Genomic DNA, 21,311 nt, shown 5'->3' on the forward strand with positions numbered 1-21,311 from the left:
TCAGCCGCCGAGCGGCGTTGCGGAAGCACGCGACCTGCTCGGCCTGGGCGAGCAACCGGCACCCCACGTCGCGCCAGGGGGACGGCCACCCGGCCGGTGCCGATGGCGAACTCGAGCGCCGATCCACCATCGGCGAGCTCGGCCAGGCGATCCACCGTGGGCTCGAGCACCTCCGCCGCGAACATGCCGATGCCGGGCGTGTCGTAGCCCTCGGCGACTTCGGCGTCCCAGATCTCTTCGTGCCGCACGCCGTCAAACGATCCCCGGAGCGATCACCTGTGTCGACAGGTTTTCGATCACCGTGGACTCCACACACCCGCTGGGCTCGTGGGCCGATGAGGGTCCTCTCGCGGCCGAGTGCCCGTTTGTGACCCCCGGTCTTGAACGGGGTCCACTGCTCGCGGCGGGCCGTGGTCGTTGGCTCCTCGGTCACCCGCCTCGCAGGGGAAGACGAGCACGACGATGGACCCGAGCGGGATGGTCCCGGCAGGTCCCGGCCGGGTTCGGGGGCTGCGGTGCATGGCAAGGGTCTGCGGCATGCCTCGCACCAGAGCTGTCACGAACTCCGAAGCCCGCTGCTCCTCGTCCCGGGCCGGTCGCCGACCTCCCGGGCTGGTGACGGTGGGGTACAACTGTCGGCGTGACAATCCGCGTTCGGATAGCAGTCGCGCAGAGCCCGGTCACCTGTGACCCCTTGGTCAACGGGGTGGCGGTCCGTGAGCTGATGGTGGCGGCCCGGGAGACGGGTGCCCGACTCGTGCACTTCCCAGAGGGCGCGATCTCGGGCTATCCCTCGGGTACCGAGGCGAAACAGGCGCTGGCGGGCTGGTCCATCGACTGGGCGGCGGTACAGAACCAGTTGGAGCTGACCGCCAAGGCGGCGGCCGATCTCGGCCTCTGGGCCGTCGTGGGCTCCAGCCACCGCCTGACCCCGCCGAACCGGCCGCACAACAGCCTGTATGTGATCTCCGACGGGGGACAGTTGGTCGGCCGCTACGACAAGCGCCGGTGCTCCCATACGGAGATCACCGACTGGTACTCACCCGGGTTCGCACCCTTGACCTTCGACGTCGACGGCTTCCGGTTCGGCAGCGCCTTGTGCATCGAGGTCAACTTCCCTGAGCTCTTCATCGAATACCGCGAGCTGGGAGTGGACTGCGTCCTGCTGTCGTCGTTCTCCGACGACCCGGTGTTCGGCGTACTGGCCCGTGGACACGCAGCCGCACACACCTACTGGGTCAGCGTGTCCGTTCCGGCGCAGTGCAGTGCCGCCATGCCCTCAGGCGTCACCGGGCCTCATGGATCCTGGCTGGGCCGATGCCCAGCCGATGGCACGGCAGCCCTGGCCTGCGTGGACCTCGACCGGAGCGACCCGAGCCTCGACACCGCGCTGAACAAGGCGCGCCCCTGGCGGGAGTCGGCCCGGGTCGGCCGGATCTACGAAGCTCGTCGTGTCGCCGACCCGCGCAGCACGGATCGCACCCGCTTCTGAGTTCGTCTGCCGCACGACGATGTCCGCGTCGAGTCCCCGACCGTGGTGTCCCGATTCCGGACCGACTTCTACGACCACCTGGCCGCCCGCGCCACTGCGTTGCTCGAATCGACCGACGCAATGCTGTGCACGGACGGGCCCGTGCGGTCGCCGGTCGACCTGGCCCTCGCGCCGGAGCACCGCCGCGAGCACGGTGCCCGGTGCGGCGGGCTCGATCAGGGCCGGATCGACGCGGCCCGGCTGCGTCGGGCTCCCGCCGGAGCAGCGCGGGCATCATGGCGACGTGGCCGCTCCTCACCCTCCGCCGCTCGCCGTCGACGACCGCGGCAACGTTCTGGTCTCGTTCGTCCCGGGGGCGGAGGACACGCCGCCCGGTGACGCGCCGCTGCCCCTCGCGCTGGCGGCCCTGTGGCACCGTGATCGCGTTCTGATGGCCTTCAACCGGTTCCGGCGGGCCTGGGAGCTGCCGGGTGGGCGGATCGACCCCGGCGAGACCCCGCGCCGGGCGGCCGCGCGCGAGGTGCTGGAGGAAACCGGCCACCCGCCCGAAGGGCAGCTCTCCTTCGTCGGCTTCGCGCGCTTCAGCCTGGCCCCCGACCAGCACGCCGAGTACGGCGCCCTGTTCACCGGCCGGGCCGCCGACGTCTCACCGTCCTTCCGGCCCGACGACGAGATCGCGGCCATCCGGTGGTGGGACCTTCGGGAGGCCTTGCCAGGGCGGCTCCAACCCCTGGACGCCTACCTCGCCGAGCTCAGCGGCACCACGCTGCCGAGCACCCGCCGCGGCACGGCCGGGGGCTGAGGAACGAGCCGCGCGGGCGCCCGGGTTCCGCCGCCCGTCGCGGGGACGGCCCGTGGCGCCCCCACGCCCTGCCGCGCTCAACACCCGTGTCACCGCGCCGCGGGCCGCCGTTCGCTCACCCCGCGGGAGGCGCCGTGCTGTCGCGTACCACCAGGCACGTCGGCACCTCGGTCGGCGCGTCGGGGGCGGGGCCGCCGTCGATCAGGCGCAGCAGCAGGTGGAGGGCCCTGGCCGCCATCTCGGTCACCGGCTGCCGCACGGTCGTCAGCCGGGGGAAGCTCCATGGCGCGGGCGACAGGTCGCCGAAGCCGACCACGCTGACGTCCTCGGGCACCCGCACCCCTCGCCCGGCGAGCTCGGCGCACACGCCGAGCGCCATCGCGTCGGAGCACGCCGCGTCGGAGCACACGAAGAGCGCCGTGGGCGGCTCGGCCATGGCCAGCAGCTCCGCGGCCCCACGCCGCGCGAGCGTCGCGTCGCCGCGGGCGTGCCGGACATACGCCAGGGGCAGCGCCAGCCCGGCCGCCTCGACGGCCGAGCGGAACCCCGCCACGCGCGCGCCGTCGCGCCGGGGGCGCGCGCCGCCGTCGATCACGGCGAGCCTGCGGTGGCCAAGGCCCAGCAGGTGGCGCGCGGCGTCGGCCCCGCCCAGCCGGTCGGCGGCCACCACCGAGGGCGCGTCGGGCGGCGGGTCGAGCGCGGGGCCGATCAGGACGAACGGGACGCCGTGCCCGACCAGCCGGTCGTGGGCGGCGGTCGGCAGCGCGTCGACGCTGAACAGCACGCCGGAAGGGCCCCGCCCGCGCAACAGGTGGAACCACTCGTGCCGTGCGGAGCCGAGCCCGTCCCCGGTGGGCGCCGCGGAGACCAGCAGGCCGACACCGGCCCGTTGCGCGGCCTGTTCGACGCCGCGCAGCACCGCGCCCGACCACGGGCCGTCGAGCCGGTCGGCCACGAGCTCGACCAGCGGCGCGCTCCGCCGGGCGGCGGACGGCGGGCGCCGCGCATAGCCGAGCCTGCGCATGACCTGCGCCACCCGGCGCCGCGTCTCGGGCGCGACCCCCTCCCGCCCGTTGGCCACCTTGGAGGCCGTCGGCACCGAGACCCCGGCCTCCCGGGCCACCACGGCCAGGGTCGGGCTGGCGTTCCCCGATCTGATCATGACGTCCATCCCTTCCTCTCGGGCGAGGAGCTCCGGGCGTGACAGCACACAGGACAGCAGCCTGACAGCAAACGTCTTCTAGACCGTAGAACGGCGCCGACACCCTGTGAAGCCCTTGATACAGGGAGATTTCATTGACGGACATCGCCGCCATCGCTACGTTCTGACAAACGTTATCTGTCGAACGTCGCGCGCGCGTCGTCCGAGAGAGACCGATGACGAGGAATCGAGCGGCACCCGGAGCCGGGAACGGTCGCGGATCACGCGCGGAAGCCTCTCGACAGACAATCAGGAGCACAGGATGAACAGCGCGAAGAAGCGTTGGATGCTCGGCGGCCTGGCCTTCGGCCTCGTCATCGGGACCGCCGCGTGCGGCGGCGGGGACGGGGGCGGCGGCGACGGGCCCGTCGTCCTCGAGGTGTGGAGCGACAAGGCCGGTACGGAGGCGAGCACCGAGGCGTTCAACGCCGCCCACGACGACATCGAGCTGCGGTTCGTCGAGGTCCCCTACGCCGAGATCCCCGGCAACCTCAACAACGCCCACGAGGCCGGGGACCCGTCGGGCACCGCGTGCCTGGCCGCGTCGGACAACCGCCACGGCAGCATGCTGCTGGCCCAGGGTGTCATCGCCGACATAGCCGAGCACCTGGAGCCCGGCGCCGACGCGTTCTCCGACGGCGCCGTCGACGCGCTCTCGCTGGCCGACGCCGTGTACGGCGTCCCGACCCAGCGTCAGCCGATCTTCACCATGTTCCACCGCCCGGCCTTCGAGGAGCGCGGCCTCGCGTACCCCACGACGTGGGAGGAGGCCATCGAGGTGGGCCGCGAGCTGCGCGAGGACGGCGTCCACATCTTCAACCTGGCGGGCGAGGACCCCTCGACGTTCATGGGGCTCGCGTGGCAGGCCGGTGCCCGCTGGTACAGCGTGGACGGCGACGCCTGGCGCGTGGACTTCACCGACGACGCGTCGCGGTGGGCGGCCGAGACCATGCAGACCCTGCTCGACGAGGACCTGGTCGAGCGGATCTCCTACGCCGAGTACGCCGCGATGATGCGGGAGTACGACCAGGGCAGGATCGCCATGCGCCAGCTGTCCACCTGGCAACTCGCGGGCCACCAGCGCAACATGGACGCCTCGCTCGGCCAGTGGGAGCCCGCGCCGAACCTCGCCGCCCCGGGCCAGGACCCGCCCCTGTCGGCGGCCGACACCGGCGGCTACGTGGTGCCCGCCCTGTGCGAGCACCCCGAGGAGGCCGTGGAGGCCGCCGTCTGGCTGGCCATCCAGGAGGAGCCCGTCACCACCATGGCGGACCCGGTGGGCGGCTCCGGCTGGTACCCGGCGGTGGCCGACCCCGAGCCCTACGCCGACGCCCTGGTGCCCGAGCAGCTCTACGGCGACCGCGCCGACCGCGCCGTCCCCGTGATGCGGGGCGCGGCCACGTATGCGGAGGGCTGGCTCTACGGACCCAACTCCACGGCGATGTACGAGGAGTTGGCCGACCAGTGGGGCAAGGCGATGAACGGCGGGACCACGGTCGCCGCCGTCCTCGACCACATGCAGCGGTGGACGGTCCAGGACCTCGAACGCGAGGGCATCGACGTCATCGAGTGACCCGAGGCCGCCGCCCCCCGAGGGCGGCGGCCACCCGGGCCGCTTCCGGACAACGGCAGAACGGCAGGCATCCACCATGTCGACCACCATGTCGACCACCCCTGTGACCGGGGAGCCGAAGGGGACCGCGGGCCCCCGGCCCGGCCACCGGCACCGCCCGCGCTGGCGGACCCTCCGCGCGATCAAGGGGGCGAGCTTCGCGGCGCCCTTCTTCCTCGGCTTCCTCTTCGTCTTCGTCGTGCCCGTGGGGTACGCGGCCTACGAGAGTCTGTTCTCCGAGCGCAGCTCGGGGCTCGGCATCGGCGGCCAGGAACGCGTCTTCGTCGGGCTCGACAACTTCACCCGCGGCCTGTCCGACGGGGCGTTCTGGGCCTCCATGGCGCGGGTGCTGGCCTTCGCCTGCGTCCAGATCCCGGTCATGCTCGGCCTCGCCCTGGTGATGGCGTTGCTCATCGACACCCTCGCCACCCGCACCGCGCACCGGTTCAGGCTGGCCTTTCTCATCCCCTACATGATCCCCGGCGTCGTCGCGGCCCTGATGTGGATGTACCTCTACAGCCCGCGCCTCGGGCCGCTCACCGACGCGTTCGACGTGCTCGGCGTCCATGTGGACTTCTACGCGTCGGAGATGCTGTGGGGTTCCATGGGCAACCTCCTGACCTGGCACGGCCTCGGCTACAACATGCTGATCATCTACGGCGCGCTGCTCGCCGTGCCGCGCGAGCTGTTCGACGCGGCCCGGGTCGACGGGGCGTCCGAGCTGCGGATCGCGCTGACCGTCAAGGTGCCGTTCGTGCGCGGCGCGCTGGTGCTCACGGGCATGCTCTCGATCATCGGCATGCTCCAGATCTTCAACGAGCCGCTGCTGTTCCGGCAGGTGGCCCCCGAGACGGTCACCAAGAACTACACGCCGATCCTGATGATCTACAACCAGGCGTTCGACGCCAACGACTACCACTACGCCGCGGCGCTCTCCATCCTCCTCGCGCTCGTCGTCGGCGCCGTCTCCTTCGCCTTCTACAAGCTCACGAACAGGCCGCAGGCATGACTCTCTCCGAAAAGATCACCACGGCACCCGGGGCCCACGCCACCGAGCCCGCCGGGGCGCGGCGCGCGTCGCGCGCCGACCGGCGCAGGGCGCGGCGGAGCCGCGAGGGGATGCCGGTCGGCGCCGGGCGGTCCAGGGTGGCGGGCGGCCTGGTCCTGCTCGGCCTCGGCCTGTTCACGCTCTACTCGATCGCGCCCGTGTGGTGGCTCCTGGTGTCCGCCACGAAGGACCAGCGCGACCTGCTCCACAGCAACGGGATGTGGTTCGCCGACTTCCACCTCGTCGACAACCTCGAGCAGGTCTTCACCTACAACGACGGCATCTTCTTCCGCTGGCTGCTGAACTCCCTTCTCTACGCCGGGGGAGGGGCCCTGGTCTGCACCCTGATCGCGCTCGGCGCAGGGTACGCGCTCTCCCGTTTCCGGTTCCCCGGGCGGGGCGCGGCGCTCGGCGCCGTCATCGGCTCGTTCCTCATCCCCTACGCGATGCTCACCCTGCCGCTGTATCTGCTCTTCTCGCGGCTCGGCCTGGTGAACACCGTGTGGGCCGTCCTGATCCCCTCGTTCATCAGCCCCTTCTCCGTCTATCTGGCGAAGGTGTACATCGACGGGGCCGTGCCCGACGAGCTGATCGAGGCGGCGCGGCTCGACGGCGCGGGAGAGCTGCGGATCTTCGTCCAGATCGTGCTGCGGATGATGACCACGGGCGGGGCGACGGTCTTCCTGCTGGCGTTCGTGCAGAACTGGAACCAGTTCTTCCTGCCGCTCACGATGCTGCGCGGCGAGGAGCAGTGGACGCTCGGCCTCGGCCTGTACGCCTGGAACGCCAAGCGCGACGAGGCGGAGATCGACCTCTCCGCCCTGGTGCTCACCGGCTCCCTGCTGTCCATCGTGCCCCTGGCCGTCTTCATGGTCGCCATGCAGCGCTACTGGCGCACGGGCGTGACGCTCGGCAGCCTCAAGTAGTGGGCCGCGCCGCTCGTAGACTGACGCCGTGACCACACAGAACGGTGGGACGGGGAAGGCGAGCCCCGGGCGGACCACACTCAAGGACGTCGCGCACCGGGCCGGTGTCTCGGTGCCCACCGTCTCCCGGGTCATCGCGGGGAACTACCCGGTCGCCACCGCCACCAAGCGGCGCGTGGAGCGGGCGCTGCGCGAGCTCGACTATGTCGCCAACACCCACGCAAGGGCCCTGCGCGGGCAGGGCACCAAGACGGTCGCGTTCATCCTGAACGACGTGCGAGGGCCGTCGTTCGCCGAAGTCGCGCACGGCATCCAGGAGGAGGCCACGCGCCGGGGACGGCTGTGCCTGGTCTTCGTCAGCGGCGGCGACCCGCGGCGGGAGCTCGAGGCGGTCGGGCTCATGCGCCAGCAGGGCGCCGAGGCCGTCATCCTCATCGGCAGCGTCCACGACGACGAGGTCTACCGCTCGCGCATGGCCGCCATCGCGACGTCCCTCGACCAGTCGGGCTCCCGCCTGGTGCTGTGCGGGCGGCCGCCCCTGGGCGACGCGGTGCCGACCACCGTGGTCGAGTACGACAACGAGGGCGGCGCCCACGCGATCACCAGCAGGCTGCTCGCCGCGGGGCACCGCAGGGTGCTGTGCTTCGGGGGTGACGCGGCGTTGACGACATCCGCCGAGCGGCTCGCCGGATACCGGCGGGCGCTCGCGGACTTCGGCGTCGCGTTCGACCCCGGGCTCGTCGAGAAGGCGACCTTCGAGCGCGGCGAGGCCTATCTGGCGATGCGGCAACGGCTCACCAGGCCGGTGGACTTCACCGCGGTGTTCGCCCTCACCGACGCGGTCGCCGCGGGCGTGCTCAGGGCGCTCACCGAGCACGGCCTGGGCGTGCCGGAGGACATCTCCCTCGCGGGCTACGACGACGTCCCCCCGGCCACCGACCTGCGGCCGCGACTCACCACGGTGCATGTCCCCTACGAGGAGCTCGGCCGCACGGCGGTGCGGCTGGCCCTCGACCGCTCCCCGGGCGCCGACGGCCCCGACCAGCACGCGCTCCTCGGCACCCATGTCGTGGTCAGGGACTCCATCGGGCCGCCGAGGCACCGGGCCTGAAGGCCCCGCCGAGGGGCCCGGGCCCCTCGCCCCACGGGCGGCGACCAGGGACGGCGGCCGGGTGACCGAACGGCCGGGTGACCGAACGGCCGGGGACCCGGCCGCCGCCCCGGAGACGTCAGCTCGCGCCGAGCATCTCGTTCATCTGGTCGATCTCCGCGGACTGGGAGGCGACGATGTCCTCCGCCAGGTCGAGCGCGGGCGGGTAGGAGCCGTCGGCCAGCTCGGTCCCCGCCATCTCGACCGCGCCCTCGTGGTGTTGGACCATCATCGCGAGGAACGCGGCGTCGAAGGCGGCACCCGTGGCGTTCTCCAGCTCCGCCATCTCCTCGGCGGACATCATCCCGCCCATGTCGTGGCCCGCGTGGTCCATCCCCTCTTCGGGGACCGGCTCACCCCAGGCGGCGAGCCAGCCCGACAGGGTCTCGATCTCCGGGTCCTGCGCGGCCCTGATGCGCTCCGCGAGCGCCAGGACCTCGTCGGACGCGCCCTGTTCGGGGGCCAGGTCGGCCATGTCCACGGCCTGCCGGTGGTGCGGGATCATGCCCTGCGCGAACGCGATGTCCGCCGCGTTGTGTTCGCCGCTCGTGGCGGGCGCCGAGCCGGCGGCCTCGGGCGTGGGGCGGTCCTGGCCGTGCTCCCCGTGCCCCGAGCCGCCGTCGTCGCCCCCGCAGCCGGTCAGCAGCAGCGCCGCGGCCGTGGCGCTCGCCGCGATGGCGGCGAGGCGCAGGGGTGATCGGTGGTGACGCGTTGTGCTCATGGTGGTGCGACTTCCTGCGTGAAGGTGGTCAAGGACGTGCCTGACGGCGGTCGCGGCCGGTCACCGGCCGCGCCCGCGGGCGCGCCTATATGCGCAGGAGTTGGAGGGCGCTCAACGAGGGAGGGGCTCGTCCCCCGCCGCCCGGGTCGACGAGCACGCGCGCGGGCGAGGGTCCCGCCAGGGCGCACGGCAGCACGTCGAGCTGCGGGGCGCCGAGCGCCGGTGCGGTGCTCACGCCGCCCGCGGCGCACTGCGCGTCGGCGTGCTCCGCGTGGCCGCCGCGCCCCTGGTGCGCGTGCTCACCGTCGGCCTGGGCGCCCATGGCCGCGGCCGAGGGTGTTGACCCGTGGCCCGCCGTCGACGACGTGAACGGCGCCGCGGTGCCGGGCGCGAGCCCGTGCATGGCGACCAGGCCGAGGAGGACGGCCAGCGTCAGCAGCGCCACTCGTCCGCGCGCCCCGAAGGGCGCGACGACCGGGAAACGCTGCGCTGACACGAGGGCCATCGTACGCACCGGCCGACGAGGGCCTCAGCGGCCCTCGGTGAGCCGCCGGTCAGGACGGCGTGGAACGGGCCAGCGCGTCGATGAGGGCCTTGGTCACATCGTCGGTGGACGCCGTGCCCCCGAGGTCGCCCGTGAGGATCCCGGCGGCGGTGGTTGCCTCGATCGCCCGGTGCAGGCGGGCGGCCTGGTCGGGCAGGCCGAGGTGCTCGAGCATGAGGGCGCCACTGCCGACCGCCCCGATGGGGTTGGCCAGTCCCCGCCCGGCGATGTCGGGGGCGGAGCCGTGCACGGGCTCGAACATGCTGGGGAAGCGGCGTTCGGGGTTGAGGTTCGCGCTCGCGGCCAGGCCCAGGCTCCCGGCCAGGGCGCTGCCGAGGTCGGAGAGGATGTCGGCGTTGAGGTTGGAGGCGACGACGACCGACAGCTCCTCGGGCCGCAGCACGAACTTCGCGGACATCGCGTCGACCAGGACGCTCTCGGTCTCCACGTCCGGGTGGTCGGCGGCGACCCGCCGGAACACCTCGTCCCACAGGACCATGCCGTACTGCTGGGCGTTGGACTTGGTGACGGAGGAGACCTTGCGCCGGTCGCGGGTGCGGGCGAGGTCGAAGGCGAAGCGGATGACGCGCTCGCAGCCGACCTCGGTGAACAGCGAGGACTGGACCGCCACTTCGCCTCCGGGACCACGCCCGGAGAGGTTGCGCCCGCCGAGGCCCGCGTACTCGCCCTCGCTGTTCTCGCGGACGACGACCCAGTCCAGCTCGGTGGTGTCGGCCTTGCGCAGCGGGCTGACCACGCCGGGCAGGAAGTGCACGGGGCGGACGTTGGCCCACTGGTCGAAGCTCTGGCAGATCCTCAGGCGCAGCCCCCACAGGCTGATGTGATCGGGGACGGTGGGCCAGCCGACCGCGCCGAAGTAGATGGCGTCGAAGTCCTTGAGCCGCTCAAGACCGTCGTCGGCCATCATCGTGCCGGTACGGGCGTAGTACTCGCAGCCCCAGGGGAATTCCTCCCAGTCGAACGCGAAGGCGCCCCCCGAGTCCCCGGCCAGGGCGTCGAGGACGGCACGGCCCGCGGCGACGACCTCTCGGCCCACGCCGTCGGCGGGGATGGCGGCGATGCGGAACGTACGGGGTGGGGTCATGGGTGCCTCCGGCGGGTGTCTCGACACGCTGCGTCTGCCGCGTCCGAGTCAACACACCGCTCCCGGCGGCGTCCAAGACCGGCTTCCGATACCCCCCATAGGCGCCGCCGATCAGTTCGGCGGCACGGCGGCGGGGGTGCCCTGGTCCTGCTGGTGCCCGGCCAGGGAACGGGTCAGGGCGAGGAACGACCGTGCGGCGGGCGTGAGATGGGCCCCGAGGTTGATCATGGCCACATGGAGGTGGGCGGTGGGGTCGATGGGCGCCACCACGGCCCCGCAACGCCGCGCCAGGCGGGCCCAGGACGCGGGCAGCACGGCGACCCCGACCCCGGCCATGACCAGGGGAAGGATCGACGTGCGGTGGTCGACGACGGTGACGATCTCGGCGCCGGTGCCGCCCGCGGTGATGTCGTCGACGATGCCGCGCATGAGGCTGCCGTGCCGGGACGCGATGAGCTTTCGCCCCGCCAGGTCATCGGGGCGGATCGTGACCCCGTCCTCGACGGGGCCACCGGGCGCGGCGACGACCACGAACGGCTGGGCCTCGATCGCCAGCACGTCCACGCCCGAGGCGGCGAAGGGACGCGCCGATCCGAGCAGCCCGAGCTCGCAGGCGCCGCCGCGCACCAGGGACACCACCTCATCGGGGGTGAAGGCGGCCCGCGTGCTCACCGTCACGGCGGGGTGCAGCTCGGCGAAGCGGCGGATGAGGGTGGTGAGCGGCTCGATGCCGGGCGATGGCATGGTGGCCACCTCCACCGTGCCGCGGCGCAGCCCCGACAGGGCGGTGGCGGTGTCGCGGACGGCCGCCATGTCCCGCAGCACCCGCCGACTCGGCTCGATGAGCTCCGCACCGGCCTCGCTGAGGACGACGCCGCGGCCCAGCCGGTGGAAGAGGGCGACGCCGAGCTCGGCCTCCAGGTTGGCCATCGCCTGGGACAGCGACGGCTGGGCCACGTGGAGCGCGGCGGCGGCCCTGCTGAAGCCGCCGTGCTCGACGATGGCCACGAAGTACTCGAGCTGCCGGGCGTCCAACGGCACCTCCCAGGCCGACGCGCAACCGATGGGTGCAGGCTATCCGCCGCGGGCGCGCGTTCAGGGCAGCTCGGGGTTGAGCATGGCCTCGTCCACGGCGGAGTCGGTGACGTTCCACTCCTCGAGGATGGCGGCGTAGGTGCCGTCGTCGATCATGGCGTTGAGCGCCTCGGCGATCACCGGGGCGACGGGGTCGCCCTGGGTGAACACCATGCCGTTGTGGTGCGGCTCGATCATGTCGCTGGCCAACCGCCAGGCGCCCGGCTCCTGTTCGGAGGCGTAGGCGTAGCTCTGCGAGCCGACGGTGGCCAGGTCGGCGCGGCCGCTCTCGACGGCCAGCTCCGCGGTGGGCTGGTCGGGGAAGGTGAGGATGCCGATCTCGGGATCGCCGCTCGCCACGCACGCCTCGGATGCCGCGCGGAGCGTGGGCTCGGTGGTCTGGCCGTTGACCAGCGCGATGTCGAGGCCGCAGATGCCGGACAGGTCGTCGCCCGCCCGGTGCTCGGTGCCGTCGAGGGCCTGGAGGTAGTAGCCGCTGACCATCCAGGAGAGCTGGTCGACGATCTCCAGCCGCTCGGCCGTGACATCGGCCCCCCAGAGGCCGAAGTCGTACCGGCCCGACTGGACTCCGGGGATCATGTCGGCGAACGCGGGCTTCTCGAACGCGAACTCGATGCCGAGGCGTTCGGACAGCTCGGCGGCCACGTCGAGGGCGACGCCGGTGAGCTCGCCGTCCTCGTCGAGGAAGCCGATGGGCGGCCAGGCGCTCTGCACGGCGACGGTGAACCGTTGACCCGCCAGCTCGCTCGCGTCGGCGTCGGCGTCCGCGTCGGCCGCGGGCTCGAGGGCGTCGTCCGCCGCGCAGGCGGCCAGGGTCAGGGCGGTGAAGGCGAGGGCCGCGAGGCGGAGGGCGCGGCCGGGGCGGACGTGGTGCATGGTCACTCCAGGGGTGAGGTCCGCCGGGTCACAGGACCCGGCGCAGGAAGTTGCGGGTCCGTTCTTCGCGGGGGTGGGAGAACATCTGCTCGGGGGCGCCCTCTTCGACGATCCGGCCCTCGGCCATGAAGACCACGCGATCGGCGACCTCACGGGCGAAGGACATCTCGTGGGTGACCACGACCATGGTCATGCCGCTCGCGGCCAGGTCGCGCAGGACGTTCAGCACCTCGCCGACCAGCTCGGGGTCGAGCGCGCTCGTCGGCTCGTCGCACAGCAGCACATCGGGGTCCATCGCCAGGGCGCGGGCGATGGCGATGCGCTGCTGCTGGCCGCCCGACAGCTCGCGCGGATAGGCCCGTTCGCGCCCTGCCAGGCCGACGCGGGCCACCAGCTCCTCCGCGCGGGCGACCGCTTCGGCGCGCGGGACGCCGCGGACCGAGAGGGGCGCCTCGATGATGTTCTCCAGCACGGTCAGGTGCGGGAAGAGATTGAACTGCTGGAAGATCATGCCGATCCTCGACTGCTGCCGCCGGTACTCGGCAGGGCGCAGCGCGCGGACCCGGTGGCCGTCGAAGTGGCGGCCCATCAGCATGCCGCTCACCCAGATCATCCCCGAGTCGGGCGACTCCAGCAGGTTGACGCAGCGCAGCAGCGTGCTCTTGCCCGAGCCCGACGGGCCGACGAGGCAGATCAACTGGCCGCGTTCGACGGTGAGATCGATGCCGTCGAGCACACGGGGGCCGCCGCCGAAGCTCTTGGTGAGCGAGCGGATGAGGATGCCTCCCGCGGCGGCACCGGCCGCCTCCGCCGCCTCGGCGGGCGGTCGCGCGGTCAGGTCGTCGCGGATGACGTCGGCTGCCATGACGGGCTCCTTCGGTGGGGAACGGGCGGCTTCACAGGGAGTCGGGCTTCGGGACGCGCGCCGGGCCGCGGCCCGATGTCCGCGCGAAGCCGCGCGCATACCGTTTCTCGACGAAGTGCTGAGCGATCGAGAGCAGGCTGGTCATGATCAGGTACCAGAGGGTGGCGACCATGAGCAGCGGGATGACCAGGAAGTTCTGGTTGTAGATCAGCTGTGCCGCGTAGAGCAGGTCGGTGACGGCGATGACGCTGACCATCGAGGTGGACTTGAGGGTGCTGATGAGGAGGCTGCCTGCGGGCGGCAGGATGACGCGCATGGCCTGTGGCAGGACGATCCGGCCGAGGACGCGGCGCGGGTGCATGCCGAGGGCCTCGGCGGCTTCGAGCTGGCCGGTGTCCACGGACAGGATGCCGCCGCGGATGATCTCGGCGGCGTAGGCCGACTCGTGGATGGTGAGGCCGATGACGGCGACCGCGGCGCTGCTGATCAGCTCGGAGGTCTCGAACGAGAACCACGCCGGGCCGAACGGGATGCCGAAGCTCAGCCGCGGATAGAGGTAGCCGATGTTGAACCAGAACAGCAGCTGGACCAGCAGGGGCACCGAGCGGAAGAACCACGTGTAGGCCCAGGAGATCGCCTGGAGCACGGGGTTGGCCGACAGCCTCATCACGGCGAGGACCGTGCCGATGAGGAACGACAGGGCCACCGAGAGCGCGGTGAGCCAGATGGTCAGGATCAGCCCGTCGATGATGCGGGAGCTGAACAGGTAGTCGCCGACGGTGCCCCACTGGAACGACGGGTTGCGGGCCACCGACGCGGTCGCGAGGACGGTGGCCAGGGCGGCGAGCGCGCCCAGCACGACGCGTCCGGTGTGGCGGACGGGGATCACGCCCGCCGCGCGCTCGGCCGCGACGGCCTTGGCGAAGTCATCGGGGCTGATGGGGGAGGTGCGGGTGGTCGTCGGGGTGGTCGGGGTGGTCGGGGTGGTCGGGGTCTTCGTGGGCGTCGGGGTCTCCGTGGGGCGGTGCGTCGCGCTCATCGGCTTGGCCTCCGTTCCTGCGCGGTGCCGCGCGGTGTGTCGCGGGGTGGCGATCAGCCGTCGGTCGGCGGGTTGACGGCGATCTCGTCGATGAGGAAGGTGTCGGCGTCGTAGGAGCGGATGATCTCCTCGTAGCTCCCGTCATCGACGAGCTGCTGGAGGGCGGCGGCGAACGCCTCGCCAAGGCCTGAGTCCTGGGCGGTGGCGATGCCGGTCAGGTGCTCGTTGAAGGTCGGCCCGGTGAGGGCGAGCTCCTCGTCCTGGGCGGCGATGTAGATGCCGGAGACGCTGTTGACGGTGGCGGCGTCTGCGCGGCCCGACTTGACGGCGAGTCCCGCGGACGCCTGGTCGTCGAAGGTGGAGACGGTGACGGACCCGTCGCCCGCGGCCTCGCAGGCCGCGGACTGCTCCTCGAGCAGCCCGATGGTGGTCTGGCCCGCGATGGCCGCGACGGTGAGGCCGCAGATCGCGTCCATCGTGTCGGCGAGCGGCTCGGCCGATTCGGCGGTGAGGAAGGTGTAGCCGATGCGGCCGACCGGCACCTGGTCGATGACCCGCATGCGCTCCTCGGTGATGTCGGTTCCCCACAGGCTGACGTCGTAGGTGCCGGACTGGAGGCCGGGTATGGAGGACTCGAACGAGTTGGCCTCCACGTCGAGTTCGACGCCGAGCAGCTCGGCGGCCGCGATCCCGAGGTCGTACGTGATGCCCGTGAGGTCGCCCGACTCGGTGCGGCTGTACAGCGGCGGGTTGGAGTCGCCGATGACGGCGCTGAGCGTCGCGCCGCGCAGGTCGTCGGGGACGAGCGCGGCCAGGTCGGCGTCGGCGGCGGGTGCGGGGGATTCGTCGGAGTCCGGGTCGTCGGCGTCCTGCGCGCAGGAGCTGAGGGTGAGGGTGGCGGCGAAGGCGGCGAGCGCGGCGGCCCGTCTGAGGTGGTGGTGCACGGTGGTTCTCCTCGGTGTGGCGCGGTGGCGCGGTGTGGCGGGGCGGGGCGGGGTGGAGTCGGGTCAGGCGGGGTCGGCGTCGAGCACCAGGTCGCGGATGGAGACCTGGGCGCGGAAGTCGCGGTCGAGCGCGACGTCGGGCGGCAGCAGCGCGCTGGTGCCGGTGGCGACGAGATCGGCGGCGGCGCGACCGAAGCCCGGCGCGAGCTTGAAGCCGTGCCCCGAGAACCCCGCGAGCACGACGACCCTGGCGTCGGCGTCGAGCGCGCCGACCGCGGCGTGGCCGTCGGGCGTGAACGACTCGGGGTAGATCTGGGACTCGACCGGGTCGGGGCTGACGCCGGGCAGCAGCGCCCTGATGAGCGCGGCGGAACGGTGTTGCCAGTCGGCGCGCACATGCCGCCGCATCGTGTCGACGTCCTCGACGTCCCGTGGGTAGTCCGCGTGCGGGGCGAGCTTGACGCGCGTGCCGTCGAGGGCGGACATCGCGCCGTAGGACAGGTCGGGGCCGCTGCGGCGCAGCGTGATGGGGAACCGTTCGGGGCGCAGCAGTTGGCGGTCCTCGACGAAGTGCCAGGTGTGGTAGATGGCCCGGGTCTCCAGCGGAAGCGTGGGCAGCAGGGTGCGGGCCCAGGGGCCCCCGGCGACGACGGCGTGGTCGTGGCGTTCGGTGGCGGTGGCGGTGCCGGTGGCGGTGGCGACCTCGACCCCGCCGCCCGGGGCCTCGGCGACGCCGTGCACGGTCGTGCCGGTGCGCAGCTCCGCGCCATGGGCGACGGCCGCGTCGAGGGCGGCGCGGATGGCGAGGTTGGAGCGGAGCACCCCGGCCTCGGGGTCGAACAGCGCGATCTCGCCGTCGAGCGGGGTGTGTTGCGGGTAGCGGGCGGTGAGCGCGTCGGCGTCCAGCACCTCGTAGGGGATGCCGCGCTGTTCGGCGTAGGCGATGCCACCGGCCAGCACGGGGTGGTGGGCCGGGCCGATGGACAGCCCTCCGGTGCGGTGCAGCAGGTCGGTGTCGGTGGCGCGTTCGAGTCGGCGCCACAGGTGCCAGGAGGCGTCGAGCAGCGGGCCGTAGGCGGGGCCCTCGGCGTAGACGCGGCGGAACATCCGGGTGCCGCCGCCGCCCGCGCCCTCGTTGTGGCCCGGCCAGTACCGCTCGTAGACGGTGACGGCGAAGCCACGGGTGGCGAGCTGCCATGCGGCCATGGAGCCGATGGCTCCGCCGCCGACGACGGCGACGCGCGGGGCGCTCATGCGGGCCTCCTGACCGGCAGCGCGGCCGCGGGGGAGGCGGGAACGGGGCGGAGCGTGGCGGGAGTCGGCGGCGCGGCGGGTGCCTCGTTCACGAGCACGTCGCGCAGTGCGTCGGCCAGCCGGTGGACGGAGGGGTGCTGGCTGGCGTGCGGGACCAGGAGGGAGAGGTGCCGCGGCGGCAGCGCGTCGACGGGCAGCGGGGCGACGCCGGGGTGCTGGTAGGCGCGCAGCGCGAGCCGCGGCACGAGGGAGACGCCGACGCCCGAGGCGACGAGCTGCTGCACCACCATGTAGTCGTCGGTGGCGTGCCGGATGTCGGGGCGGAAGCCGCGCTTGGCGGTGGCGGTGAGCAGGTGGGCGCGGCAGCGCGGGCAGCCGCTGATCCAGGTGGCCGCGTCGAGCTGTTCGAGCCGGATGGCGGGCGCGGCGGCCAGCGGATGGCCGACCGCGACGAGGGCGAGCAGGTCGTCACGGCCCAGGCTGATGCGGTCCATGCCGGGATCGGGGTCGGGCTCGGGCACGTCGTCGTAGTGGAAGACGAGCGCGGCGTCCACCTCGCCGCGCAGCACGGCGCGCGTGGCCTCGGGCGGCTCCTTCTGGGTGAGCCGGATCTCGGCGCCGTCGGCTGAGCGGGAGAGGTCGACGATGACGGGCGCGACGAGCGCGGCGCACGCGGAGGGGAACGAGGCGAGCCGGACGACCTCGTCGCGCTCCCGCAGCACGGCGCGCACGTCGTAGGCGGCGAGGCTGAGCCGCCCGACGACGGCGTCGGCGTGCTTGAGCAGCACCTCGCCCGCCCTGGTCAGCCGCACGCCACGGGAGCTGCGGTCCAGCAGCCTGGTGCCGAGGGAGCGTTCGAGGCGCCGCATCTGCTGGCCGAGCGCCGGCTGGGTCCAGCCCAGGTCCCGCGCGGCGGCGGACAGCGACCCCTTGAGGGCGACCGCGCGAAAGGTGATCAGCAGCTTCGGGTCGAGTTCCGGATACATGGTTCCTCCCTTGGCGGGCGAGCTGGCGGGACGTGCCCCGGTCACGGCGGGTCGCCCCCCGCCGCGTCGAGCGGGTGGAAGGGGCGGCCCTGCTCGTGCTGCGGCTGATGGAGCGCGGCGACGGCCTCGGCGAGGCGCTCCGCCGACTGTTCGAGGATCGGGCGGGGCATCGCGCAGTTGAACCGGACGAATCCGGCGCCCGCGGCGCCGCACTCGGCGCCGGTGACGAGGTCCACGCCGAACGCGCCGAAGTGCCGGTCCAGCGCGATCGGCCCGGTCCCGGCGAGCAGCGGGCGGCAGTCGAGCCACGCGATGTAGGTGGCGGCCGGGACGCGCATCCGCACGCCGGGCGCGTGGTGGCGCAGGAGCTCGTCGAGGAGGGTGAGGTTGCGGCGGAGGTATGCGAGGACATCGGTGAGCCAGTCCTCGCCCCGGTCGTAGGCCGCGACGGTGGCCAGCGCGCCGAGCGTCGAGGTCTTGTGCTCGTTCCAGTGCGCGACCTCGGCCCAGCGGTCGCGCGTGGCGGGGTCGGGGATGATCACCTGGGCGCACTTGAGCCCCGGCATGTTGAACGCCTTGGTGGCGGAGACCGCGGTGATGCTGTGCCCCGCGGCGCCCGGCACCGAGGCGTAGGGGACGTGGCGGCTCGGGGTGAACGTGATGGGGGCGTGGATCTCGTCGGAGAAGACGCGGGCGCCGTGCCGGTCCACGAGGGCGGCGACACGGGCCAGTTCGGCGGCGGTGTAGACCTTGCCGAGCGGGTTGTGCGGGTTGCAGAGGATGAGGGTGCGGGCCCCGGCGGCGAGCGCGCGGTCGAGCGCGGCCTCGTCGATCGACCAGCCGGTGTGGTCCTCCCGCATCGGGACCTCGACGGTGGTCAGGCCCATCACGCGGGGGATGGTGAGGAACGGCATATAGGCGGGCGTGAGCACGGCGACCGGCGCGGCCTGGTCGTGGAACTGGCTGAGGACGACGGTGAGGATCTCCAGCACGTCGGGCATCGCCCGGATGTGCGCCGGGTCGACGGGCCAGCCGTAACGGCGCAGGTGCCACTCGGCGGTGGCGCGGGCGAGGTCGGCGGAGAGCCAGCGCGGCAGGTAGCCGAGCAGCCCCGACCTGACCGCCTCGGTGACGGCGTCCTCGACGGCGGGGGCGGTGCCGAAGTCCATCTCGGCGATGCCCGCGCCGATGTGGCCGGGGAAACGGGTCCACTTGTCGCTGCGACGGGCCGTGAGGTCCGCGACGGTCAGCGCCTCGAACGGCGCGGGGTCGAAACGGGGCGTGGGGCGCAGCGGAAGTGCCGTGTTCATCGGGCGTCCTCCTGGTGGGGGCCTGCGGCGCTCGCACCGTCGGCGAAGGCGCGGAACCCGGCGAGCAGCCGGGGCGCGTCCTCCGCCAGGAGGTCGGCGCAGACCGCTTGCGTGACGTTGTCGGCGGACTGGGGCAGGCCGTTGAGGCCGATGCAGGCGATGCCGTAGTCGACGTGCGCGGCCAGGTTGAAGAGGTGGAGGTTGCGCAGGGCGGCGGGCGCTTCGGCGGTGCGCGGCCGACAGGCCATGCCGGGCCCGAGCTTGGGGTGCGCGCCGATCAGCCGGTCGAGGCGGTCGGGCCGGTCGGGCCGGTCGGGCTCGCGCGCGGCGCCGCCCTCGGCGGTCGGCAGCACGTCGCTCCAGCGCAGGATGTGTCCGGCGAGCGGGGCGAGCCAGTCGACGGCGCCCAGATCGACCTGGAATCCGGTGGCCGCGATGACGAAGTCGGCGTCGACGTCGGGGGTCCCTGGCCCGGTGCGCAGCCGCACGCCCGAGTCGGCGGCGGTCGCCCCCGTGACATCGGTGCCAAGACGCAGCTCGTACCCGGCGTGCGCGCGGCACCGTTCGAGCGACGGTCCCGTGGGCGGGGTCGGCAGGGCGAACTCCTCGCGCGCGAAGGCGCGTTTGATGTGGTCGGGCAGCGTGTGGAAGGCGCGGAACAGCCCCTTGCGCTCCAGCTGGCGGAACGCGTTCCTGGTCGGCAGCTCGGCCCGGCGGCCGAGCTGGACGACGCGGCGCGCGCCGTGCTCGAGCGCGGTGGCCGCGTTGTCGAACGCGGAGGCGCCGAGGCCGAGGACCGCGACGGCGCGCCCGGCGAGCGCGGCGAAGTCGATGGCGTCCGAGCTGTGCGCGGCGCGACCGGGGCGCAGCGGCGCGAGGAACGCGGGCACCCGCGGCCCGCCCGCTCCCGTCATGCCGGTGCAGGCGACGATCTTGCGGGTGCGGAGGGTCTCCGTGCCGCCCGGGCCCTCGGTGGTGACGCGCCAGTGCGCGCCGTCCGGCTCTGCGGCGGTCACGCGGGTGTCGTTGCGCACCTCGAGGCCCGCCGCCTCGCGCAGCCAGCACAGGTAGTCCCTCCACTCGAGGCGGGGTATCAGACGGAGCTCGTCGAACGCGCCGACGCCGTGCCGGTCGTCGTACCACGCGCGGAACGACGCGGCCTGGATCCCGGCCTCGGTCCCGTACAGCTCCTTGGGGGTGCGCAGCGTGGGCATCCGGGCCCAGGTGGACCACGGTCCCTCGCGCCCTGTCGGGGCCGCGTCGAGCACCAGCACGTCGCGCACGGACTCCCGCGCCAGCCGCAGCGCGGTGGCGAGCCCGGCCTGGCCCGCGCCGACGATCAGGACGTCGAGGACGCCATCGGGGCCACGGGTCCAGGGCACGGCGGGATAGGCGAAGGCGGCGAGGTCGTGGCGCACCCGCCGGGTCAGAGCGCCGTCCCCGCCCGGGCGCGGGTCGGCGATCCCTCGCGTGCGCGTGGCTTCGTCGTTCATCAGACCGTGTAGCCGCCGTCCACGCAGAGGTTGGCGCCCGTGACATAGCCGGACTCGGGCGAGGCGACATAGGCGACGAGCCCGGCGATCTCGGCCGGGTCGGCGAACCGGGGCAGCGCGTTGAGCCGCATCATCGCCTCGGCGGCGGGCGAGTCGGGGGGCGGCGTGAACCGGGTGCGGGTCGGTCCGGGGCTGACCAGGTTGACGGTGATCCCGCGGTCGGCGAGGTCGCGCGCCATGCCCTTGGTCATGCCGATCAGGGCGGCCTTGCTCATCGCGTACACCGACGAGGTCCGCCTGGGCACGCGCGTGGCCACGGTGCTGCCGATGGAGATGACGCGGCCGCCCTCCGTCATGACGGCCGCCGCGTCGCGGGCCAGCCGGTAGGGCACCGCGGTGTTGATCAGCAGCGTTCTGGCGACGTCCTCGTCGGTGATCTCGTCGACCGGCCGGTAGATGCCGACGCCCGCGTTGTTGACGAGGACGTCGAGGCGGCCGAGCGCCGCGACGGCGTTCGGTATGAGGGTGCGGACCTGCTCGTCGTCCTCCGCGTCGAAACGCAGCGTGACGGCCTTGCCGCCTTCGGCCTCGATCGCGGCGCACACCTCGGCGGCCAGGGGCCCGGACGCGTCGTGCGCGTAGGTGAGGGCGACGGTCGCGCCCTCGGCCGCCAGGCGACGGGCGACGGCCGCGCCGATGCCCTGCGAGGCCCCGGTGACGAGGGCGGTGCGTCCGGTCATGCGGGTCATGAGCGGCAAACTCCTTCTGCCTGTGCGTGAACTCTCCGAGCGAGGAGGTAAGTGGCAAGAGATTTGCAGAAAGCCGGGCGCACCGGGTAGGTCGTTTTT

The 21,311-nt window shown here is 73.1% G+C and carries 21 protein-coding genes; 7 read left to right on the forward strand and 14 right to left on the reverse strand.

Going from position 1 to position 21,311, the window contains the following annotated elements:
* The first annotated feature begins 640 nt into the window (after nucleotides 1–640).
* Genes D7318_RS02630 through D7318_RS02640 form a run of 3 tightly spaced genes read left to right on the forward strand, consistent with a single transcriptional unit; the run spans nucleotide 641 to nucleotide 2,294 of the window.
* A complete protein-coding gene (locus D7318_RS02630) occupies nucleotides 641–1,492 on the forward strand; it encodes a carbon-nitrogen hydrolase family protein (RefSeq protein ID WP_268987327.1) in 852 nt (283 codons plus the stop codon).
* 45 nt (nucleotides 1,493–1,537) lie between these two features.
* The gene (locus D7318_RS34735; protein ID WP_120695148.1) at nucleotides 1,538–1,870 is read left to right on the forward strand and encodes a transposase; all 333 of its coding nucleotides are present in this window, start codon (nucleotides 1,538–1,540) and stop codon (nucleotides 1,868–1,870) included.
* The gene (locus D7318_RS02640; RefSeq protein WP_230423270.1) at nucleotides 1,776–2,294 is read left to right on the forward strand and encodes an NUDIX hydrolase; all 519 of its coding nucleotides are present in this window, start codon (nucleotides 1,776–1,778) and stop codon (nucleotides 2,292–2,294) included. The genes D7318_RS34735 and D7318_RS02640 overlap by 95 nt, the downstream gene beginning before the upstream one ends.
* Nucleotides 2,295–2,409: 115 nt before the next feature.
* Here the strand turns inward: D7318_RS02640 and D7318_RS02645 are convergent, their stop codons facing one another.
* On the reverse strand, nucleotides 2,410–3,456 hold the full coding sequence (locus D7318_RS02645; RefSeq protein WP_120695249.1) for a LacI family DNA-binding transcriptional regulator: 1,047 nt from the start codon (nucleotides 3,454–3,456) through the stop codon (nucleotides 2,410–2,412).
* Between the two features lie 301 nt (nucleotides 3,457–3,757).
* Here D7318_RS02645 and D7318_RS02650 point away from each other — a divergent pair, with 301 nt between their 5' ends.
* From D7318_RS02650 to D7318_RS02665, 4 genes are all read left to right on the forward strand, one after another.
* A complete protein-coding gene (locus tag D7318_RS02650; RefSeq protein WP_120695150.1) occupies nucleotides 3,758–5,068 on the forward strand; it encodes an ABC transporter substrate-binding protein in 1,311 nt (436 codons plus the stop codon).
* Nucleotides 5,069–5,156: 88 nt separating this feature from the next.
* Complete coding sequence (locus tag D7318_RS02655; RefSeq protein WP_120695250.1) at nucleotides 5,157–6,116, forward strand: carbohydrate ABC transporter permease; 960 nt, start codon at nucleotides 5,157–5,159, stop codon at nucleotides 6,114–6,116.
* A complete protein-coding gene (locus tag D7318_RS02660) occupies nucleotides 6,113–7,081 on the forward strand; it encodes a carbohydrate ABC transporter permease (protein WP_120695151.1) in 969 nt (322 codons plus the stop codon). Before D7318_RS02655 ends, D7318_RS02660 begins: the two co-directional genes overlap by 4 nt.
* A 28-nt stretch (nucleotides 7,082–7,109) precedes the next feature.
* Complete coding sequence (locus D7318_RS02665) at nucleotides 7,110–8,192, forward strand: LacI family DNA-binding transcriptional regulator (RefSeq protein ID WP_120695152.1); 1,083 nt, start codon at nucleotides 7,110–7,112, stop codon at nucleotides 8,190–8,192.
* Between the two features lie 118 nt (nucleotides 8,193–8,310).
* Here D7318_RS02665 and D7318_RS02670 read toward each other — a convergent pair whose 3' ends face one another.
* The 13 genes from D7318_RS02670 to D7318_RS02730 form a co-directional block, all read right to left on the reverse strand.
* Entirely contained in the window at nucleotides 8,311–8,952 is a 642-nt protein-coding gene (locus D7318_RS02670; RefSeq protein WP_120695153.1) for a DUF305 domain-containing protein, read from the reverse strand.
* A gap of 85 nt (nucleotides 8,953–9,037) precedes the next feature.
* A complete protein-coding gene (locus D7318_RS02675; protein ID WP_230423272.1) occupies nucleotides 9,038–9,448 on the reverse strand; it encodes a DUF6153 family protein in 411 nt (136 codons plus the stop codon).
* A 58-nt stretch (nucleotides 9,449–9,506) separates the two neighbouring features.
* Entirely contained in the window at nucleotides 9,507–10,601 is a 1,095-nt protein-coding gene (locus D7318_RS02680) for a tartrate dehydrogenase (RefSeq protein ID WP_120695154.1), read from the reverse strand.
* A 111-nt stretch (nucleotides 10,602–10,712) separates the two neighbouring features.
* The gene (locus D7318_RS02685; protein ID WP_120695155.1) at nucleotides 10,713–11,636 is read right to left on the reverse strand and encodes a LysR family transcriptional regulator; all 924 of its coding nucleotides are present in this window, start codon (nucleotides 11,634–11,636) and stop codon (nucleotides 10,713–10,715) included.
* Nucleotides 11,637–11,696: 60 nt separating this feature from the next.
* Entirely contained in the window at nucleotides 11,697–12,572 is an 876-nt protein-coding gene (locus D7318_RS02690; RefSeq protein WP_120695156.1) for a transporter substrate-binding domain-containing protein, read from the reverse strand.
* Between the two features lie 28 nt (nucleotides 12,573–12,600).
* Nucleotides 12,601–13,437 carry an amino acid ABC transporter ATP-binding protein gene (locus tag D7318_RS02695; RefSeq protein ID WP_120695157.1) on the reverse strand — a complete coding sequence of 279 codons (837 nt, stop codon included), beginning with the start codon at nucleotides 13,435–13,437 and terminating at the stop codon, nucleotides 12,601–12,603.
* A gap of 31 nt (nucleotides 13,438–13,468) precedes the next feature.
* Nucleotides 13,469–14,476: an amino acid ABC transporter permease gene (locus tag D7318_RS02700; RefSeq protein ID WP_183091220.1), complete on the reverse strand. Its 1,008-nt coding sequence runs from the start codon at nucleotides 14,474–14,476 to the stop codon at nucleotides 13,469–13,471.
* A gap of 53 nt (nucleotides 14,477–14,529) precedes the next feature.
* The gene (locus D7318_RS02705; RefSeq protein WP_120695158.1) at nucleotides 14,530–15,420 is read right to left on the reverse strand and encodes a transporter substrate-binding domain-containing protein; all 891 of its coding nucleotides are present in this window, start codon (nucleotides 15,418–15,420) and stop codon (nucleotides 14,530–14,532) included.
* A 63-nt stretch (nucleotides 15,421–15,483) separates the two neighbouring features.
* Nucleotides 15,484–16,674: an N-methyl-L-tryptophan oxidase gene (solA, locus tag D7318_RS02710; RefSeq protein ID WP_120695159.1), complete on the reverse strand. Its 1,191-nt coding sequence runs from the start codon at nucleotides 16,672–16,674 to the stop codon at nucleotides 15,484–15,486.
* Complete coding sequence (locus D7318_RS02715; protein WP_120695160.1) at nucleotides 16,671–17,660, reverse strand: LysR family transcriptional regulator; 990 nt, start codon at nucleotides 17,658–17,660, stop codon at nucleotides 16,671–16,673. Before D7318_RS02715 ends, solA begins: the two co-directional genes overlap by 4 nt.
* A gap of 41 nt (nucleotides 17,661–17,701) precedes the next feature.
* Nucleotides 17,702–18,970 carry a MalY/PatB family protein gene (locus D7318_RS02720; protein ID WP_120695161.1) on the reverse strand — a complete coding sequence of 423 codons (1,269 nt, stop codon included), beginning with the start codon at nucleotides 18,968–18,970 and terminating at the stop codon, nucleotides 17,702–17,704.
* Nucleotides 18,967–20,463, reverse strand: coding sequence for an NAD(P)-binding domain-containing protein (locus D7318_RS02725; RefSeq protein ID WP_120695162.1), 1,497 nt, complete (start codon nucleotides 20,461–20,463; stop codon nucleotides 18,967–18,969). The genes D7318_RS02720 and D7318_RS02725 overlap by 4 nt, the downstream gene beginning before the upstream one ends.
* A complete protein-coding gene (locus D7318_RS02730) occupies nucleotides 20,463–21,212 on the reverse strand; it encodes an SDR family NAD(P)-dependent oxidoreductase (protein WP_120695163.1) in 750 nt (249 codons plus the stop codon). Before D7318_RS02730 ends, D7318_RS02725 begins: the two co-directional genes overlap by 1 nt.
* Between the last annotated feature and the right edge of the window lie 99 nt (nucleotides 21,213–21,311).

The organism is Streptomyces radicis, from assembly GCF_003626575.1.
In the GTDB taxonomy this organism is placed as follows: Bacteria; Actinomycetota; Actinomycetes; order Streptomycetales; family Streptomycetaceae; genus Streptomyces; species Streptomyces radicis.

What these genes read in the sequence shown, in the direction of transcription:
- D7318_RS02650 (WP_120695150.1), top strand. Translation starts at nt 3,758, where the DNA reads ATGAACAGCGCGAAGAAGCGTTGGATGCTCGGCGGCCTGGCCTTCGGC.
- D7318_RS02690 (WP_120695156.1), bottom strand. Translation starts at nt 12,572, where the DNA reads ATGCACCACGTCCGCCCCGGCCGCGCCCTCCGCCTCGCGGCCCTCGCC.
- D7318_RS02670 (WP_120695153.1), bottom strand. Translation starts at nt 8,952, where the DNA reads ATGAGCACAACGCGTCACCACCGATCACCCCTGCGCCTCGCCGCCATC.
- D7318_RS02730 (WP_120695163.1), bottom strand. Translation starts at nt 21,212, where the DNA reads ATGACCCGCATGACCGGACGCACCGCCCTCGTCACCGGGGCCTCGCAG.
- D7318_RS02720 (WP_120695161.1), bottom strand. Translation starts at nt 18,970, where the DNA reads ATGAACACGGCACTTCCGCTGCGCCCCACGCCCCGTTTCGACCCCGCG.
- D7318_RS02680 (WP_120695154.1), bottom strand. Translation starts at nt 10,601, where the DNA reads ATGACCCCACCCCGTACGTTCCGCATCGCCGCCATCCCCGCCGACGGC.
- D7318_RS02645 (WP_120695249.1), bottom strand. Translation starts at nt 3,456, where the DNA reads ATGATCAGATCGGGGAACGCCAGCCCGACCCTGGCCGTGGTGGCCCGG.
- solA (WP_120695159.1), bottom strand. Translation starts at nt 16,674, where the DNA reads ATGAGCGCCCCGCGCGTCGCCGTCGTCGGCGGCGGAGCCATCGGCTCC.
- D7318_RS02700 (WP_183091220.1), bottom strand. Translation starts at nt 14,476, where the DNA reads ATGAGCGCGACGCACCGCCCCACGGAGACCCCGACGCCCACGAAGACC.
- D7318_RS02695 (WP_120695157.1), bottom strand. Translation starts at nt 13,437, where the DNA reads ATGGCAGCCGACGTCATCCGCGACGACCTGACCGCGCGACCGCCCGCC.
- D7318_RS02715 (WP_120695160.1), bottom strand. Translation starts at nt 17,660, where the DNA reads ATGTATCCGGAACTCGACCCGAAGCTGCTGATCACCTTTCGCGCGGTC.
- D7318_RS02655 (WP_120695250.1), top strand. Translation starts at nt 5,157, where the DNA reads ATGTCGACCACCCCTGTGACCGGGGAGCCGAAGGGGACCGCGGGCCCC.
- D7318_RS02660 (WP_120695151.1), top strand. Translation starts at nt 6,113, where the DNA reads ATGACTCTCTCCGAAAAGATCACCACGGCACCCGGGGCCCACGCCACC.
- D7318_RS02725 (WP_120695162.1), bottom strand. Translation starts at nt 20,463, where the DNA reads ATGAACGACGAAGCCACGCGCACGCGAGGGATCGCCGACCCGCGCCCG.